At 66.3% G+C, this 17,093-nt stretch carries 12 protein-coding genes and 2 pseudogenes; 11 read left to right on the top strand and 3 right to left on the bottom strand.

What is annotated here, in order from left to right; genetic code table 11:
* Nucleotides 1–189 precede the first annotated feature (189 nt).
* Nucleotides 190–3,465, bottom strand: a complete 3,276-nt coding sequence (locus EBS_RS08765; RefSeq protein WP_231892788.1) for an efflux RND transporter permease subunit — start codon at nucleotides 3,463–3,465, stop codon at nucleotides 190–192.
* A gap of 22 nt (nucleotides 3,466–3,487) precedes the next feature.
* Nucleotides 3,488–4,696 carry an efflux RND transporter periplasmic adaptor subunit gene (locus EBS_RS08760; RefSeq protein WP_043109566.1) on the bottom strand — a complete coding sequence of 403 codons (1,209 nt, stop codon included), beginning with the start codon at nucleotides 4,694–4,696 and terminating at the stop codon, nucleotides 3,488–3,490.
* Between the two features lie 370 nt (nucleotides 4,697–5,066).
* Between EBS_RS08760 and dgt the strand changes: the two genes are divergently transcribed.
* From dgt to gshA, 7 genes and pseudogenes are all read left to right on the top strand, one after another.
* Nucleotides 5,067–6,425, top strand: coding sequence for a dGTP triphosphohydrolase (dgt, locus tag EBS_RS08755; protein WP_043108295.1), 1,359 nt, complete (start codon nucleotides 5,067–5,069; stop codon nucleotides 6,423–6,425).
* Between the two features lies 1 nt (nucleotide 6,426).
* Nucleotides 6,427–7,221, top strand: coding sequence for a nucleoside triphosphate pyrophosphohydrolase (gene mazG, locus EBS_RS08750; protein ID WP_043108294.1), 795 nt, complete (start codon nucleotides 6,427–6,429; stop codon nucleotides 7,219–7,221).
* A pseudogene (locus tag EBS_RS14775) lies at nucleotides 7,218–7,601 on the top strand (M48 family metalloprotease); the annotation flags it as partial. The gene mazG and the pseudogene EBS_RS14775, both read left to right, overlap by 4 nt.
* Nucleotides 7,602–7,752: 151 nt before the next feature.
* Nucleotides 7,753–8,772 (top strand): tetratricopeptide repeat protein, encoded by a 1,020-nt coding sequence (locus EBS_RS14770; protein ID WP_171816223.1) that lies wholly within the window; start codon nucleotides 7,753–7,755, stop codon nucleotides 8,770–8,772.
* 10 nt (nucleotides 8,773–8,782) lie between these two features.
* Nucleotides 8,783–9,655, top strand: coding sequence for a DUF4743 domain-containing protein (locus EBS_RS08740; protein ID WP_043108293.1), 873 nt, complete (start codon nucleotides 8,783–8,785; stop codon nucleotides 9,653–9,655).
* Complete coding sequence (locus EBS_RS08735) at nucleotides 9,652–11,751, top strand: carboxy terminal-processing peptidase (protein ID WP_052199440.1); 2,100 nt, start codon at nucleotides 9,652–9,654, stop codon at nucleotides 11,749–11,751. The genes EBS_RS08740 and EBS_RS08735 overlap by 4 nt, the downstream gene beginning before the upstream one ends.
* A gap of 30 nt (nucleotides 11,752–11,781) precedes the next feature.
* The gene (gshA, locus tag EBS_RS08730; RefSeq protein WP_043108292.1) at nucleotides 11,782–13,374 is read left to right on the top strand and encodes a glutamate--cysteine ligase; all 1,593 of its coding nucleotides are present in this window, start codon (nucleotides 11,782–11,784) and stop codon (nucleotides 13,372–13,374) included.
* A 144-nt stretch (nucleotides 13,375–13,518) separates the two neighbouring features.
* On the opposite strand, the pseudogene EBS_RS08725 reads toward gshA, so the two are convergent.
* Nucleotides 13,519–14,371, bottom strand: a pseudogene (locus EBS_RS08725) (SDR family oxidoreductase).
* Nucleotides 14,372–14,496: 125 nt separating this feature from the next.
* Here EBS_RS08725 and pomA point away from each other — a divergent pair.
* From pomA to EBS_RS08705, 4 genes are read left to right on the top strand one after another with little or no spacing between them, the layout of a single operon-like run.
* Entirely contained in the window at nucleotides 14,497–15,252 is a 756-nt protein-coding gene (gene pomA, locus EBS_RS08720) for a flagellar motor protein PomA (protein WP_043108291.1), read from the top strand.
* A gap of 1 nt (nucleotide 15,253) precedes the next feature.
* The gene (tssL, locus tag EBS_RS08715; RefSeq protein ID WP_043108290.1) at nucleotides 15,254–16,114 is read left to right on the top strand and encodes a type VI secretion system protein TssL, long form; all 861 of its coding nucleotides are present in this window, start codon (nucleotides 15,254–15,256) and stop codon (nucleotides 16,112–16,114) included.
* Between the two features lie 19 nt (nucleotides 16,115–16,133).
* Complete coding sequence (locus EBS_RS13030) at nucleotides 16,134–16,769, top strand: PilZ domain-containing protein (RefSeq protein ID WP_052199439.1); 636 nt, start codon at nucleotides 16,134–16,136, stop codon at nucleotides 16,767–16,769.
* Nucleotides 16,766–17,041, top strand: coding sequence for a hypothetical protein (locus EBS_RS08705; protein ID WP_043108288.1), 276 nt, complete (start codon nucleotides 16,766–16,768; stop codon nucleotides 17,039–17,041). The genes EBS_RS13030 and EBS_RS08705 overlap by 4 nt, the downstream gene beginning before the upstream one ends.
* The last annotated feature ends 52 nt before the right edge of the window (nucleotides 17,042–17,093 follow it).

Below are 17,093 nucleotides of genomic sequence, written 5' to 3'. Positions count from 1 at the left end.
GAGAGCCGGGGGAATTCGCAGCTGTTGTGTGGTTTGCCCCCTCCCGGCCTCCCCCGCGAGCGGGGGAGGAGTGGGCCTGGCGGTGTCCGTACGAGGCACTGCGGGCGGAGGGGGCGGTTGGAAGCCTCCTGGAGCCCTTCGCGGTTTGCCCCTTGCGCGAGCAAGGGGTGGGCCGGTATTCCGGGCGCCTCAGATCGCCCGCGGCGCGCCCTTGGTGTCACGTGCATCGGCGATGGCCCGCATGCTCCTGGCCGCGCTCACACAGCCCAGTGGGATCACCAGCAGGGTGAGCAGGGTGGAGACGAAGACGCCGAACATCAGCGAGATGGCCATGCCCTGGAAGATGGGGTCGAACAGGATCACGCTGGCGCCGCCGATCAGGGCGAAGGCGGTGATCAGGATCGGCCGGGTACGCGCCTTGCACGACAACAGCACCGCCTCGCGCACGTCGCGCCCGCAGCGGATCTCTTCCACGGCGAAGTCCACCAGCAGGATGGAGTTGCGTACGATGATGCCGGCCAGGGCGATGAAGCCGATCATCGAGGTGGCGGTGAAATAGGCATTGGTGCCGGTGATCTGGGTGATGATCCAGTGTCCCGGGACGATGCCCAGCAGGGTCAGGGGGATGGGCGCCATGATGATGGCCGGCACGGTGAAGTTGCCGAACATGCCCACCACCAGCATGTAGATCAGCACCAGGGCCACGCCGAAGGCTGCCCCCATGTCGCGGAAGGTCTCGTAAGTGACGGTCCATTCGCCGGCCCACTCGAAGCCCGACAGGCCGTTGGCCGGCGGCGGGCCGGTCATGGTTCCGGAGAGCGTCTGGCCGTCGGGGGTGACGTAGTCCTGCAGGGCCTCGTCGATTTTCATCATGGGATAGATGGGCGCGCCCAGGCGGCCAACCGCGTCGCCGACCACGTATTCCACCGGCCTCAGATCCTTGTGATAGATGATCGGGTCCTCGCTGATGCGTTCCCAGTGGCCCAGTTCGGCCAGCGGGATGGTCACCCCGCCCGGTGCGGCGATCGGCAGGTCGCCCAGGGCCTGCGGGTTGGCGCGCAACGCCAGCGGGGCCTGGATGGTGATCCAGGTGGGCTCCAGCGCGTTGTCGGTGCGTCGGTCGGTGATCTTGTACTCGCCCATCACCATGGCCAGATTCTCGACGATGCGGGCGGTGGTCACGCCCTTGGTCGAGGCCTTCTGGGCATTGATGACGAAGCGCCAGGAGGCGTGGGGCTCGGTCATGTAATTGTCCACGTCGGCCATGCCCTCGGTCTGCTCGAAGACCTCGGTCATGTGGCGTGCGACCTCGCGCCGGGTCTCGGCATCGGGACCGTAGATCTCGGCTACCACCGATTGCAGCACCGGCGGCCCGGGCGGCATCTCGGCCACGGTGATGTGGGCGCCATAAGCGTCAGCGATGGGCTTGAGCAGGGCACGCGCGCGTTCGGCCAGCTCGTGGATGGAGGCGCTACGCGCGTGCTTGTCCACCAGTTGCACCTGAATCTCCGCCTGCCAGGGCTGTTCGCGCAGGTAGTAGTGACGCACCATGCCGTTGAAGTCGAAGGGGCGTGCGGTGCCGGCGTAGGTTTGCAGGGCGGTCACCTCGTCGATGCCGCGCAATGTCTCGGCCATCTCGCGCGCCACGTTGGCGGTCACCGGCAGGGCGGTGCCTTCCGGCAGGTCGATGACAACGGCGAACTCGGGCTTGTTGTCATACGGCAGCATCTTCACCGTGACCGCGGTGGTGTAGAACAGGGCGCAGACCGCGAAGAAGGCGCCGATCAGGGCGAACAGAAAGCCATACCCGAGCAGGCGGTTGTCGAGCAGCGGCGGCAGGATGCGGCGGAACAGGCGCTCGAGGCGCGCGTTGGTGGCGTGTTCCTTTCCCTCGGCCTGTTCCAGCCGCGCCATGGAGGGGCGGATGCGCATCACCAGGTACGAGGTGAAGGCGGAGGCCGCGAACAGGGAGATGATCATGGCCACCGAGCCGAGCACCGGGATGGGAGCCATGTAGGGCCCCATCAGGCCGCGCACAAAGGCCATGGGCATCAGCGCGGCGACCACGGTGAAGGTGGCGACAATGGTGGGGTTGCCCACTTCGCGCACCGCGTCGATGGCGATCTCGGTAGAGGGTTCGCCCTTGAGCAGCCAGCGTCGGTAGATGTTTTCGACCACCACGATGGCGTCGTCCACCAGGATGCCGATGGAGAAGATCAGCGCAAACAGCGACACCCGGTCGATGCTGAAGCCCATCACGAAGGCAGCGAACACGGTCATCAGGATGACCACCGGAATGACGATGGTCACCACCAGCGCCGGCTTGAAGCCCAGCGTCCACCACACCAGCAGGGTGACGATGCCGGTGGCGATCACCAGTTTCATGAGCAGGGCGTTCACCTTGTCGGCGGCGGTCTGGCCGTAGTTGCGGGTGACCGCCACCTCGACCTGCTCGGGGATCAGGTCGCCCTTCAGCATCTCCATCCGTTCGAGGATGGCCTCGGCCGCGGTCACGCCGTTGCTGCCCTGCTTCTTGGCGATGGCGATGGTTATCGCGTTCTCGCCGTCGGCGATGCGTTCGTCCGCCAGCGAGGCGGCGGTCGCCGGGCCGGTGAAGTAATTGACATAGTGCCGGGTTTCTTCCGGCGCCCAGCTCACCTCGGCCACGTCGCGCACATAGACCGGCGCGCCGTCTTCTACCCGCAGCACGAGGTTCTGCACGTCCTGCGGGGTGCGCAGGAAGGCTCCGGCATAGATGCGGAAGTCGTGGTTGTCCTGCTCGCCGCGGCCGACCCGGCGCTCTAGGTTGGCATGGCGGATGCGCGCCACGATCTCGTCGGCGGTGACGCCATGGCTGGAAAGCTTCTCGGGCCGGATCTGGATGCGGATCTGGTCGTGCTGGCCGCCGACGATGAAGCCCTGGCCGGTGTCCGGGATTTGCTTGAGCTGTTGCAGTACGTTGTTCGCCAGCTTGCGCAGGTTGGCACTGTCGAGCTCGCGGCTCCACAGGGTGAGGGTGACGATGGGCACGTCGTCGATGCCTTTCACCTTTACCAGCGGCGGGCCCTGGATGCCGGGCGGTATCCGGTCGAGGTGCGAGGCCAGCTTGTCGTGCACCTTGATGATCGAGGGACCGGCCTCTTCGCCCACGCGGAAGCGCACGGTGACGATGCCCTGTTCGCGCATGCTCGCCGAATAGACGTGCTTGACGCCCGGGATCTCGGACATGATGCGCTCCAGCGGCTCGATCCCCTTGGCCGCCACCTGCTCCGCCGAGGCACCGGGATAGGCGAGAAAGATGTCCACCAGGGGCACCGAGATCTGCGGATCTTCCTGGCGCGGGGTGGCGATCAGGCCGATGATGCCCATGCCCAGCATGGCCAGGAACAGCAATGGCGACAGCGGGGAGTGGATGAACGACCGGGCGATGGCGCCGGCCAGGCCGAGTTGCTGGTGCTTGTTCACGGAAATCTCGCCGGGCATGGCCTCAGCCTTCGTTCGCGGTGTTCGGGGCGGGCGTGGCCGGGTCGGCTGGCGCCTCCGATGCAATCACCTGGCGGCCGGCCTTCAGGCCCGCCGGCGGCTGGTCGATGACGCGGTCCCCCTCGTGCAGGCCGGACAGGACCGCCACCTGGCCCTGGGCGAGTTCCTCGCCCAGGCGCACCACCCGCAGGTGCGCGATGCCTTGCTCGTCCACGCTGAACACCAGCGGCATGCCGCCCTTGCGGATCACCGCGCTGGTGGGGATGGCCAGCTGCGCGGTCACTTCGGCGCCGCGGTCGGTGACCAGCACCTCCGCATACTGCCCGGCGGTGGCGTGGGCGCCCGGCGGCAGTGCCAGTTCCACGTGAATGGTGTGGCGGCGCAGATCGGCACTGGGGTGGATGCGGCGCACCCGGACCGAGACCGGCTCGCCGCCGTTGTCCAGGCGCACCGGCAGGGCCTGGTCGGGCATCAGGTGACGGGCCAGGTGCACCGGCAGATCGGCCTCGACCTTGAACAGGCCGGCCTGGCTGTAGTCCACCAGCGGCTGGCCGGGTTGCACGGTGTCGCCTTCTTCCACGTGTACCTTGTCGATCACCCCGTCGAACGGCGCCACGCTGCGGGTGTCGCGCAGCTGCGCATCGATCTCGCGGATGCTGGCATCCGCCTGGCGCAGCTGGTTCCGTGCCTGCGCCAGCCGGGTCTGCACGTCGATCATGTCGGTGTAGCGCTGCACGCCCTGCTCGCGCAGGCCCAGGGCATCCTGCATGGGCACCCCGAACATCTGGTCCATCATGGCCGGGAATCCGAAGCCGCCCGGCGCGGTGCGTACCGCGTCCGAGCGCGGCGAATACAGCTCCTGCTGGTATTGTGCCTGGGCGCTCTGAATGGCGGCCAGCGCCGATTCGCGCGCGGCGAAAGCCGATTCGCGCCGGGCCAGCAGGGCCGCGTCGTCGAGTTCGATCAACACCGCGCCGCGGACGAAGGCGTCGCCCTCGCGTCCTGCAATGTGCTTCACCCTGCCCGGCGTCTGTGCCGTGAGCTGCACCGTACGGAAGGGCGTGATCGTGGCCGCGATGGAGACGGTGAGATCTGCCTGCCGGCGCTCCACCGGCACGATGCGGAGATCCGGCGTGGCAGTCGGCTCGGCGGCGGGCGAGACCTGCACGGCCAGCGCCAGGCCGACAGCAGCGAGGAGGGAAAGGGTACGCATCTTGGCAGACCTCCGGGCCTTTGGTTCCTGGTAGCGGCGGGGCGTCTTGGCATCCCTGGCCACCGACAATGGTTGGATACCGAGCCGATCTTTTCCAGCCTGTCGGGTCCCGGCAACACGTGGAAGCGCCAGAAACTACTGAAAATGTCGGGGAATGGCAAGGCGCGACAGGGGTTTGCATAACTTGAGTTAAGTCGCGGCGCATGGGCGGTACCGCTCGGTTCGGCCCGGGGACGGGCCTCCTGCGGCAGGAGCGGCGTCCTCGCCGCGAAAGACCCACGGCTCGGGACTGGGGAATCGTCGCCGGGTGGTGTAAAGTCCCGGCGCATATGCAGCCCGTCGTTTCCACAGTCCGTCGGTGAACACGCCCATGCAGTGGCCGCGCCTGCTCTCGCGCAAGCGCCTGGGCTCGGATGCCGAGCCATCGCTGAGCACTGCGCGCACGGATTTTCAGCGCGACTTCGACCGCGTGGTGTTTTCCTCGGCGTTCCGGCGCATGCAGGACAAGACCCAGGTGTTCCCCCTGTCCAAGGTGGACTATGTACGTACTCGCCTGACGCACAGCCTCGAGGCCTCGTGCATCGGCCGTTCTCTCGGCACCCTGGTGGGGGAGCAGGTGATCGCGCGTCATGGGCTGCATGATTTCGAGTCGGCAGACTTCGGCAACATCTGCGCCGCGGCCTGCCTGGCGCACGACATCGGCAACCCGCCCTTCGGGCATTCCGGGGAGGACGCCATCCGGCACTGGGCCGAGAGCGCCGACTATGGCGCGCGCCGGGTCGCCGGGCTGCGCGGCAGCCAGCGCGAGGATTTCCTGGCCTTCGAGGGCAACGCCCAGGGCTTTCGCATCGTCACCCGCCTGCAGAACCCCGACAACCCGGGCGGCCTGCAGCTCACCTGCGCCACTCTGGCAGCCTTCACCAAGTACCCACGCGAGTCCTGCCTGGCGGGCAACCGCTTCGAGGGGGTGAGCGCCCGCAAGCAGGGCTTTACTGCCGCCGATCGCGAGTCCTTCGAGCAGGTGGCGAAGGAGGTCGGGCTGCTCCGCAGGGACGAGCGCTATGCCATCTGGTACCGGCACCCGCTGGCCTTCCTGGTGGAGGCGGCAGACGACATCGCCTACCGCGTGATCGACATCGAGGACGGCTACCGTCTGGGCCACTTCAGCTACGACGAGGTGACCGGTGCGTTTCTCGACCTGCTGCCCGATCGCGAGCGCCAGGCTGCGCGGCTCGGTGGCATCCGCGAGCCCAAGGACCGTATCGAGTTCCTGCGCGCCAAGGTCATCAACCAGGTCATCGAACAGGCGCTGGCCTGCTTCATGGACAACGAGCAGGATATTCGGGCCGGTCGTTTCGACCGGCCGTTGCTCGACGAGATCCCGGCGCGCGCCCAGGCCGACGTGCTGATCGAGATGGCGTGCCAGCGCATCTATTGCGCGCCCGAGGTGGTCAGTATCCAGGCGGCGGGTTTCCAGGTGATCCACGATCTGCTCGAGCGCTTCGTGCAGGTGCTCGACGACGTGGCCGAGCACGGCGAACAGGCTTCGCCGCGCAGCCAGATGCTGATTCGCCTGATCCCCGAGCAATTCATCGGCCACCACCGGGTACCGTCGCCCGATCCCTACCTGCGTCTGCTAATGCTGACCGATTTCGTCTCGGGCATGACCGATTCCTACGCGGTGAGCCTGTATAAGAAGGTCACCGGCATCTCGTTGCCGGGAGGCTGAGATGGCCGGCGGTGGCGAGGCTGTCGAGGCCCTGCTCGAACTGATGGCACGCCTGCGCGACTCGCAGGACGGTTGTCCCTGGGACCGCGCCCAGGACTGGCACAGCCTGATCCCCTATGCCCTGGAAGAGGCCTACGAGGTAGCCGACGCCATCGAGCAGGACGACCCGGATGCCCTGCGCGAGGAACTGGGCGACCTGCTGTTCCAGGTGGTGTTCTACGCGCAGATCGCGCAAGAGGCCGGGCAATTCGATTTTGCCGAGGTGGCGCGCGGCATCACCGAAAAGATGGTGCGCCGGCATCCGCACGTGTTCGGCGACAGCACGGCCCGCGATGCCGACAGCCTGCACCGTGCCTGGGAGGCAGCCAAGGCCGCCGAGCGTGCCGACAAGACCGAGGATGCCAGCCGCCTGGAGGGCATCGCGCGTGCCCTGCCGGCCCTGGTGCGCGCCCACAAGTTGCAGAAGCGGGCACGCGATGCCGGCTTCGACTGGCCCGATCCGGCGGGCGCGCACGCCAAGGTGCACGAGGAACTCACGGAGGTCGCGCAGGCCGCGGAGGCGGGGGATGCCGATCACCTCGAGGAGGAACTGGGCGACCTGCTGTTCGCGGTGGTCAACCTGGTGCGTCTGCACGGCTTCCAGGCCGAGCACACCCTGCGCCGCGCCAACGACAAGTTCGAGCGCCGTTTCCGTGCCATGGAACGCCGGCTGGCGGCTGCCGGTCACCAGGACCTGGATGCCTTGTCGCTGGAGCAGATGGAAGCCGCCTGGCCGGCGGTCAAAGAGGAGGAATGATGCCTGTAAAGTGGAAGGGGTTCTGGGTCGCCTTCCTGCTGGTGCTGCTCGCCGGCTGTGCGGTCAACCCGGTTACCGGCAAGAAGGAGCTGGCACTGATCGGCGAGGCCCAGGAACTGGCCATCGGCAAGAAGAACTACGGCCCGTACCGCCAGGCCCAGGGTGGCGACTACACCGCCGACCCGGCGCTGGTCGCCTATGTGCAGCGGGTGGGGCAGCGCATCGCGGCGGTGTCCGATCGCCAGCTGCCCTACGAGTTCCGGGTGGTCAACGACGGCACGCCCAATGCCTGGGCATTGCCCGGCGGCAAGATCGCGGTCAACCGTGGCCTGTTGCTGGCGCTGCGGGACGAGGCCGAGCTGGCAGCGGTGCTGGCGCACGAGATCGTGCACGCCGCGGCACGGCATACCGCGCAGTCCATGCAGCGCGGCATCTTCCTGCAGGGGGCACTGATGGCGGCGGGCGTGGGCCCTGCAGGGTTCGAACTACCAGCAGCTGGGCAACCTGGGTGCGGCCATCGGCGCCAACCTGGTGAAGAGCCGCTTCAGTCGCGAGGCGGAGTCCGAGGCCGACGTCTATGGCATGCGCTACATGGTGCGTGCGGGCTACGATCCGGCCGCCGCGGTCAGCCTGCAGGAGACCTTCGTGCGCCTGTTCGAGGACAAGTCGCCCGGCTGGCTGGCCGGCCTGTTCGCCTCGCACCCGCCCTCGCGCGAGCGGGTGGCTGCCAACCGTCGTCTGCTTGCCGAGCTGGGCAACCCGGGGGGCGAGCGCGGTCGTGAGCGCTATCAGCGGGCGATCGCCCACCTGCGGCAGGTGCAGCCGGCCTACGAGGCCTATGCCCAGGCGCGCAAGGCGCTCGATGCCGGCGACATGCAGCGTGCGCTCGGGCTGGTGGACAAGGCGATGCGTATCGAGCCGAAGGAGGCGCTGTTTCCCACCCTGCGCGGCGAGATCCACAAGCGCCGCGGTCGCCGCCGCGAGGCCCTGCGTGACTTCGACCGCGCGCTGGCGCTCAACCCCGACTACTACCTGCCGCGGGTACAGCGCAGCCTGCTCGAGCGCGAGCTGGGTCGACAGACCGCCGCCGAGCGTGATCTCGAGGCCAGCATCGCGCTGCTGCCCACCGCCGAGGCCTACTATGGCCTGGGGCTGATCGCCGAGCAGCGTGGCCGGACCCGCGAAGCGTTGGGCTATTTCCAGGCGGTGGCGACCTCCGAGTCGGAGATGAGCAAGGACGCGGCGCGGCGCCTGGCGCTGCTGGACCTGGCCGATCATCCCGACAGCTACCTGAAGGCCAGTCTGGGGTTGCGCAAGGACGGCCGGCTGCTGTTGCGGTTGCGCAATGCCAGCGCGGTGCCGGTGCGCGGCATACGGGTGGTGATCGGCCGTCCTGTGGGGCGGCGCTTTGAACCACTGCGCACCTTGCGTCTGCGTGGCCGCTTGCCCGCCGGGCGCGAACAGCGCCTCGATACCGGCTTGCAGTTGCGCGATGCCGCCGAGGCACGCGGCCTGGTGGCGCGAGTGATCGCGGCGCGCCCGGTGCGCTGAGGAGGGGCACGTGAGTTACCTGCGACACATACGGGCCTGCAATGCCCCGGTCACCGAGCCCTTCCTGCCCTGGTACATCGACGGCCGGGTGCATGGATGGATCCGTCCGGCCTTGGCTGCCCATCTGGCCGACTGGCCAGACCTGTTCGAGCGCCGTGACCAGGCCTTGCACACGCCCTCGGCAATGGTGCCGGAGCTCACCGGGCGACTGACCGAGGTGGCCCGCGAACTGGCAGCCCGGGGCGTGGTGACGGCACTGCTCGACGAACCCTACCCGGTCACCGCCGACGGGCGCGAGCAAGCCGTGGCCACGGTGGATCGCGCCCTGGCCGCGCCGCTGGGTCTGCGTTCCTTTGGCCAGCACCTCAACGGCTATGTACGCGACGGCGGGCGCATCCTGATGTGGATCGGCCGACGCGCGCGCGACCGCCTGATCTTTCCTGGTGCGCTGGATCAGCTGGTCGCCGGTGGTCTGCCGCACGGCGTCGATCTGTGGGAGAACCTGGTCAAGGAATGCGCCGAGGAGGCCGGTATGCCCGAAGCACTGGCCCGCCGCGCCCGTCCGGTCGGCGCGCTGACGTACAATCGCGTGGCCGAGCGCGGTTTTCGTCCCGATGTGCTGTATTGTTACGATCTGGAACTGCCGGTGGACTTCGTGCCCCGCAACACCGACGGTGAGGTGGAGGAATTTCTTCTCCTGCCGCTGGAAGAGGTGGCGCGCATCGTGCGCGAGACCGATGAATTCAAGCTCAACTGCAACCTGGTGATCATCGACTTCCTGGTGCGTCACGGGGTGATCGGCCCGGACGACCCGGATTACCTGGCGATCGTCATCGGCTTGCATCCGGCAGTGGGCATGCCCGAGACGAGTAGGGGGTTATGAGCAGGACATTCGACAGGATACTGGTGGTGCTGGGCGTGCTGTGGTGCCTGGGGGCCTGGGCGCGTCCACAGACGGTGGCAGTGGAATCACTGCATGCAGACGAACAGCAGCGGCGTACAGCGCTGGTGATCGCGCAGGTACTTGAGGGGTTCCATTACACCCGGCCACACATCGACGATCACCTCTCCCATGACGCCTTCGAGCGTTATCTGGAAACCCTGGACCCCAATCGCAGTTTCTTCACGCAGCAGGACATTGCCCGCTTCGAGGCTTATCGCGACCGCTTCGATGACGCTCTGGTCAAGGGGCGGCTGGAAGTGCCGTTCGAGATCTTCCGCCTGTTCCGACACAAGGTGGAACAGCGCGCGGCCTACGCCATCGACCTGCTGAACAACCACGATTTCGACTTCAGTCGCGACGAGGAGTATGTCTTCGACCGCGAGGATCAACCCTGGGTGCGTGACGAGGTCGAACTGGACGATTTGTGGCGCAAGCGGGTGAAGAACGACATCCTCATCGAGCGTTTGAGCGACAAGCCCTTCGAGCTGGAGAAGCTGGTCAAACGCTACGAGGGCATGCGCGACCGGGTGCAGCAGATGAACGCCGGTGACGTGTTCCAGGCCTTTGTCAACGCCATCACCCTGAGCATCGAGCCGCACACCAGCTACATGTCGCCCGAGGTGTCCGAGAATTTCGACATCGGCATGCGCCTGTCGTTGCAGGGCATCGGTGCGGTGCTGCGCAGCGAGGACGGCTACACCAAGATCATCCGTACCGTGGTGGGTGGCCCCGCGGCGCGCAGCGGCAAGCTGCATCCCGGCGATCACATCGTCGGTGTGGCGCAGGGGCGCGACGGGCCGATGGAAGACGTGGTCGGCTGGCGCCTGCAGGACGTGGTGGAGCTGATCCGTGGCCCCAAGGGTTCGGTGGTGCGGCTCAACGTGATCCCCAAGAGCGAGGGCATCGGCGGGCGTGCGCGGGAGGTGGTGCTGGTACGCGATACCATCAAGCTCGAGGACAAGGCGGCCAAGGCCAAGGTGCTCGAGGGGCCGGAGTACGGCGGGCTCAAGATCGGTGTGATCGACATCCCGGCCTTCTACCGTGATTTTGCCGCCCAGGCGGCGGGCAAGCGCAACTTCCGCAGTACCACGCGCGATGTGCGACGCCTGTTGCTCGACCTGGAACAGCAGGGCGTGGACGGCATCATCATCGACCTGCGCCAGAACGGTGGCGGCTCCCTGACCGAGGCCGCCGAGTTGACCGGCCTGTTCATCGACAAGGGACCCGTGGTGCAGATCAAGGATGCCGCCGGGCACGTCGAGCTGGAGCGAGACAGGGACCCCGGCGAGGTCTATGACGGGCCGCTGGTCGTTCTGGTCGATCGCAACAGTGCTTCGGCCTCCGAGATCTTCTCCGGTGCCATCAAGGACTACGGGCGCGGCCTCATCGTGGGCGAGCCGACCTTCGGCAAGGGCACGGTACAGACCCTGGTCAACCTGGCGCGCTACCTGCGCAGCAACGAAGACCTGGGGCGGTTGCGCCTGACCATGGCGCAGTTCTTCCGCGTGCTTGGCGCCAGCACCCAGCACCGGGGCGTGGAGCCCGATATCGAATTCCCCACCGCCATGGGTGCCACGGATCACGGCGAGCGGGCACTCGAGCACGCCATACCCTGGGCAGCCATCCAGCCGGTGATCGATCCGCCGCGCACCACCTTTCCGGTCGCCTGGTTGCGCGAACAGAGCGAGAAGCGCATCCGCGGCAATCCCGGCTTCCGTTACTTGATCGATCGCGAACGGGAGTTCATGAAGATCCGCGAGGTCAAGAGCGCCTCGCTCAACGAGCAGACCCGCCGTGCCGAGCGCGAGGCGCGCGAGCAGCGCCTGCTCGCCCTGCGCAATCGCCTGCGTACCTGGCGCGGTCTGCCGCCGCTCGAGCGGCTGGATGAAGAGGACGAGGACGAGCGCCTGGCGCATGCCGACGAAGACCCGGAAGGGGTCGATCGCATCATGCTGGAGGAGACGGCACACATCCTCGCCGACTGGATTCGCGCCAGCCGGCCTCTGACAGTGCAGGTGACTGAACATGACCGCTGATCATGGCCATACCGGCCGGACGAGGTTGCCTTGTTTACGCTGACCGGTGAGCGCCTGGCGCGCCTGCGCGAGGCCATGTCGCCCGAAGTCATTCGCCAGACCCGCATGGGGCTGGAGAAGGAGAGCCTGCGCGTGGCGCGCGATGGCGGCATCGCCACCACCCCGCATCCGCGCGCCTGGGGCGCGGCGCTCACCCATCCCTGGATCACCACCGACTACTCCGAGGCACTGGCCGAGTTCATCACCCCGCCACTCGCCAGCTCGGGCGCGGCGCTGGACTTCCTGGCCGATCTGCAGAGCTACGCCTACCGCCGCCTCGAGGGTGAGTTTCTCTGGGCCACCAGCATGCCTTGCATTCTTGCTGGCGGGCAGAGCATCCCCATCGCCGAGTATGGCGATTCCAACCTGGGACGCATGAAACACGTCTATCGCGTGGGCCTGGGCTGGCGCTATGGACGGGTGATGCAGGTGATTGCCGGTGTGCATTTCAACTGGTCGTTATCCGAGTCCTTCTGGCCCGCCTACGCCCAGCTGCTGGGCGAGCCGGATGCAGACGCCCTGCGCAACGACGCCTACATGGGCATGGTGCGTAACCTGCAACGCATCGGCTGGATCGTCCCCTACCTGTTCGGCGCCTCGCCGGCGGTGTGCAAATCCTTCTTCGCCGACGGCACCAGCCATCTTTCGGTGTTCGACGAGGACACCTTCTTCGAACCCTACGCCACCTCGTTGCGCATGGGCGACATCGGGTACCAGAACAAGAAGGAAGATGGCCTCGGTATCCACGTCTGTTACCGCGACGTGGCGACCTATGCGCAATCGCTGCTGTATGCGGTGACCACGCCTGCCGAGGCCTGGGAACGCATCGGCGTCAAGGTGGATGGCGAATACCGCCAGCTCAATGCCAACCTGTTGCAGATCGAGAATGAGTATTACAACACGGTGCGTCCCAAGCAGGTGCTCGGCCGCATGGAGGTGCCGGCGGTCGCCCTGCTGCAGCGCGGCGTGCGCTATGTCGAGCTGCGTTCGCTGGATGTCAATGCCTATCATCCCCTGGGCGTGGACGAGACCCAGCTGCGCTTCCTCGAAGCGCTGATGTTTGCCTGCCTGCTGGCCGACAGCCCGGGGCTGTCCGGCGACGAACTGCTCGAGATCAATGAGAACATCCTGCGCGTGGCGCACCGCGGGCGCGAGCCAGGCTTGAAGCTGCGCTGCTGCGGCGACCCCGTACGGCTGTACGACTGGGGGCAGCGCATCATGGACGCGGTGATGCCGGTGGCCGAGTTCCTCGATCGCCTGCATGGTGACCATCGCTACGAAGACGCGGTGGACGATCAGTTGCGCAAGCTGATGCACGTCGACCTTACCCCCTCGGCACGCATGCTCGACGAAATGGGCGAACGTGGCGAGAGCTTCTACCAGTTTGCGCGCCGGCTCTCGACCGCGCACCACCGCTATTTCCGTGAACGCGCTCTGGCGCCAGAGAGAGTCGATGAGTTCGACCGGCTGGTCGAGCAATCCTTCGCTGACCAGGCCAGCCTGGAGACGACCGACGACCGCGATTTCGACAGCTTTCTCGCCGAATACTTTGCCCAGACCTACCAGGCACTCGAGACCGCTTAGGGACGTCCCCGCCGCGTAGGTTCGGCCTGGGGACGGGCCTCCTACGGCTGTAGGATCGACGTCCTCGCCGTGAATGATCTGCCGCGTAGGTTCGGCCCGGGGACGGGCCTCCTACATGTGGGAGCGGTGTCCTCGCCGCGAAGATCAGCGCGCACCGCCGCCGGAGGCGCGGCGCAGCAGGGCGTCCAGCGCGCGGGTGGGCAGCAGGCGGCGCAGCAGGGCAAAGGCGTGGGTGGGGACGGTCACCGCGTAGCGTGGGCCGCGGGCGTGGACTCTCCAGGGCATGGATCACCTTCTCCAGGAGTGCTTCCGGTCCCAGGGTGAAGGGGGCGGCGTCGCCCGCCTTTTTCAGGCGGCGTTCCATGGCCTGGTAGGCAACGCGGTGCACGCTGTGTTCCGCGTCGATCCAGCGGCGCCAGGCAGCTTCGGCGTTGACGCGGAAGCGACTGCGGATGGGGCCGGGCTCGATCAGGCTGACATGGATGCCGCTGCCGTGCAGTTCCAGGCGCAGTGTATCGGCCAGTCCCTCGAGCGCGAACTTCGAGCAGTTGTAGGCGCCGCGAAAGGGCATGGCGACCAGCCCGAGCACCGAGCTGTTGTGGATGATGCGTCCGCGGCCGGCGGCGCGCATCACCGGGATGGCCAGGCCGGTGAGCTGGTGCCAGCCGAGCAGATTGGTCTGCAATTGCGCCAGCAGGGCCTCGCGCGAGAGGTCTTCGACCGCGCCGGGCAGGCCCCAGGCGCCGTTGTTGAACAGGCCGTAGAGATGGCCCCCGGTGAGCTGCATGGCCTGCTCGAACCCCGATTGCACGCTGTCCGGGTCGTCGAGGTCGAGGCGCACTGTCTCCAGCCCCTCCGCGCGCAGCCGGGCCTCGTCGTCGGCGCGGCGTGCGCTGGCGATCACCGGCCAGCCCCGCCGTTGCAGGCCATGTGCCACATGGTGGCCGATGCCGCTGGAGCAGCCCGTGATCAGTACGGGACCGGGTATGTCTTTCATGGCGCCTCCTGCTGGAAAAAATGCCGCCGACAGAACTAAAGTTCTGACGGTATCGACCGCTATCCCGGTCAGGAATGCCGGTCTTCCCGGCATGATACGACTTGACGATGCGAGGGAGGTAACGCGTGGATATCGCAACTCTGGTCGGCCTGCTGGGCGGGTTCGGCGTCATCATCGGGGCCATTGCCAGTGGCGGCGATGTGATGATGTTCGTGGACGTGCCGTCGGTGCTGATCGTTATCGGTGGCACCTTCATGGTCACGCTGATGCAGGTGTCGCTGGGCGACTTTCTCGGTTCCTTCGCGGTGGGCATGAAGGCCTTCTTCTACAAGGTCGATGATCCGAAGAAGCTGATCGAGGAGGGCGTGGCGCTGGCAGACATCGCACGCAAGAACGGCCTGTTGGCGTTCGAGGGGCAGGAGATCAGCAACGATTTCATGAAGCGCGCTATCAGCCTGTGCGTGGACGGACACGACCCGGCTCTGGTACAGCGCATGCTCTCCAAGGAGATCGATCAGATGCTCGAGCGTCACGAGGTGGGCATCAGCATGTTCAAGAACATGGCCACCATGGCGCCTGCCATGGGCATGATCGGCACCCTGGTCGGCCTGGTGCAGATGCTGGCCAACATGTCCGATCCGGCGGCTATCGGCCCGGCCATGGCGGTGGCTCTGCTGACTACCCTCTATGGCGCGGTGATCGCCAACGCCTTTGCGCAGCCGATGGCAGACAAGCTGGCGCGCGCCACCGCCATCGAACGTACCAACAAGTCGCTCATCATGGAGACCATCGCTGGCCTCCAGGAGGGCATGAATCCCAAGGTGCTCGAGCAGCTGCTCTCGACCTACCTGCCGAAGAAGAAGCGCCCGGGAGACGAGTGATATGGCCGACAAGTGCCCGCCCTGCGAAGAAGGCCTGCCCGCCTATCTGGCGACCTTTGCCGATCTGATGTCGTTGCTGATGTGCTTCTTCGTGCTGTTGCTGTCGTTCGCGACCATAGATGCCATTCGTTTCAAGAAGATGGCCGAGTCGATGAAGGACGCCTTCGGGGTGCAGCGCGAGATCCCGGCGGCCGAGATCGTCAAGGGCGTGAGCGTGATCAAGCAGGAATGGAGTCCCTCGGTGTCCGAGCAGTCGGTGATCAACGAGGTTCGCCAGGAGACCTCGGACGTGGAGAAGGAAAACCTCAAGATGAACGATGGCGAGATGGACGCCGAACAGGCCATGAAGCTGGCCGACCAGATCATCGAGAAGGAGCTGCAGGGGCAGATGGCCGAGTTGCAGGAGGCGCTCAAGGAGCAGATCGACCAGGGGTTGATCAGTCTGGACAAGGAAGAAAAGAAGATCATCATTCGTATCCAGGAAAAGGGCTCCTTCGGTTCGGGCAGTGCGCGGCTGGATCCCGGTTTCTACAAGGTGATCGACCGCATCTCCGAGGTGCTGGCGACCCGGCCGGGCAAGATCCTGGTCGCCGGCCATACCGACAACATCCCTATCCGCACCGGGCGTTTCCGTTCCAACTGGGAGCTCTCTTCGGTACGCGCAGTGACGGTGCTGCATGCCCTGTTGCGTAATCCCAGGCTGGATCAGCGGCGGGTGGTGGTGCAGGGTTTTGCCGACACCCGGCCTGTGGCCGACAATGACACCCCGCAGGGACGCGCCAAGAACCGTCGGGTCGAGCTGATCATCCTGCGCGGGCGCGACCATGAGAACGGCGAAAAGATCACCATTCCCACCGATTGATACAGCGGGCAGGAGAACGATGCACCGGAATGAAGACAAGCAGACGGCAAATGAGCGGCGCGAATATTTCCGGGTCGATGACGCGGTGCGTCTCAGCCTGCGGCCTGTGCCTCCCGAGCAGGCGCAGAACCTGTCCGAGCTGCTTGAAGGCAATCTGGCCGACAGTTTCACCATCATGTCCAGCCTGGCGGCGGTGACTGCCGAAATGGTGGTGAACATGCGCCGCATCGAGAACAGCGATCCGGACGTGGCGGCCTACCTCAAGGCGTTGGATCGCAAGATCGAGATCCTGGGGCGTGCCTTCATTGCCTGTGAATCGGAGTTGGCCGAACAGCCCGCGCACCCGGTCAACCTCAGCGCCGGCGGCATGGCGGCGCTGGTCAACGAGTGCTACCAGCCGGGACAGTTGGTGGAGATCCGCATGCTGCTGTTTTCCTCGTTTACCGGGGTACTCATGTACGGCACCGTGGTGGCCTGCGATCCGGTGGAAGCAGAGGACAAGGGAGCGGGATACAGTCACCGGGTACGCATGGCATTCACGCACTTGCGCGAACAGGATCGCGATATCGTCATCCGTCATGTACTGCGCTGCCAGAGCCAGGCCCTGCGGGGCCAGGGGCAGCGCGGGGACGGAGACCCGGCGGACGATGCATGATAAAACCGAGCGAGGAAGCACTGGAGAAGGCCCTGGCGGCGGCACAACGCATGCGCGCCAACGATGTTGATCCGCATCACCTGGCGCAAGCGGTGCTCTACCTGCATGAGCGCAACCAGCGCCTCGAGGAGGTGCTGAAGTACACCGAGCGCTTCATTCGTTTCGGCATGGCCGAGCCCGAGCTGGCGCAGCTGCGGCGGCTGGTGCAACGCCTGCGCGAGGAAGGTGGGCGGCAGGAAGGTGGCGACCCCGATACCTCGATGCTGCTCTGATCCGTCCCCTTCAATCTCTATATCAGCGTGTGGTAAAATTCGCCGGTTTTCA

The organism is endosymbiont of unidentified scaly snail isolate Monju (assembly GCF_000801295.1).
In the GTDB taxonomy this organism is placed as follows: domain Bacteria; phylum Pseudomonadota; class Gammaproteobacteria; order Chromatiales; family Chromatiaceae; genus MONJU.
Note: the sequence above shows the minus strand (reverse complement) of the source record. Positions and strands in the feature narration are given on the sequence as shown.

Coding starts and splice junctions, on each gene's coding strand:
- EBS_RS08760 (WP_043109566.1), bottom strand. CDS start 4,696: ATGCGTACCCTTTCCCTCCTCGCTGCTGTCGGCCTGGCGCTGGCCGTG.
- dgt (WP_043108295.1), top strand. CDS start 5,067: ATGCAGTGGCCGCGCCTGCTCTCGCGCAAGCGCCTGGGCTCGGATGCC.
- mazG (WP_043108294.1), top strand. CDS start 6,427: ATGGCCGGCGGTGGCGAGGCTGTCGAGGCCCTGCTCGAACTGATGGCA.
- EBS_RS08735 (WP_052199440.1), top strand. CDS start 9,652: ATGAGCAGGACATTCGACAGGATACTGGTGGTGCTGGGCGTGCTGTGG.
- tssL (WP_043108290.1), top strand. CDS start 15,254: ATGGCCGACAAGTGCCCGCCCTGCGAAGAAGGCCTGCCCGCCTATCTG.
- EBS_RS13030 (WP_052199439.1), top strand. CDS start 16,134: ATGCACCGGAATGAAGACAAGCAGACGGCAAATGAGCGGCGCGAATAT.
- EBS_RS08705 (WP_043108288.1), top strand. CDS start 16,766: ATGATAAAACCGAGCGAGGAAGCACTGGAGAAGGCCCTGGCGGCGGCA.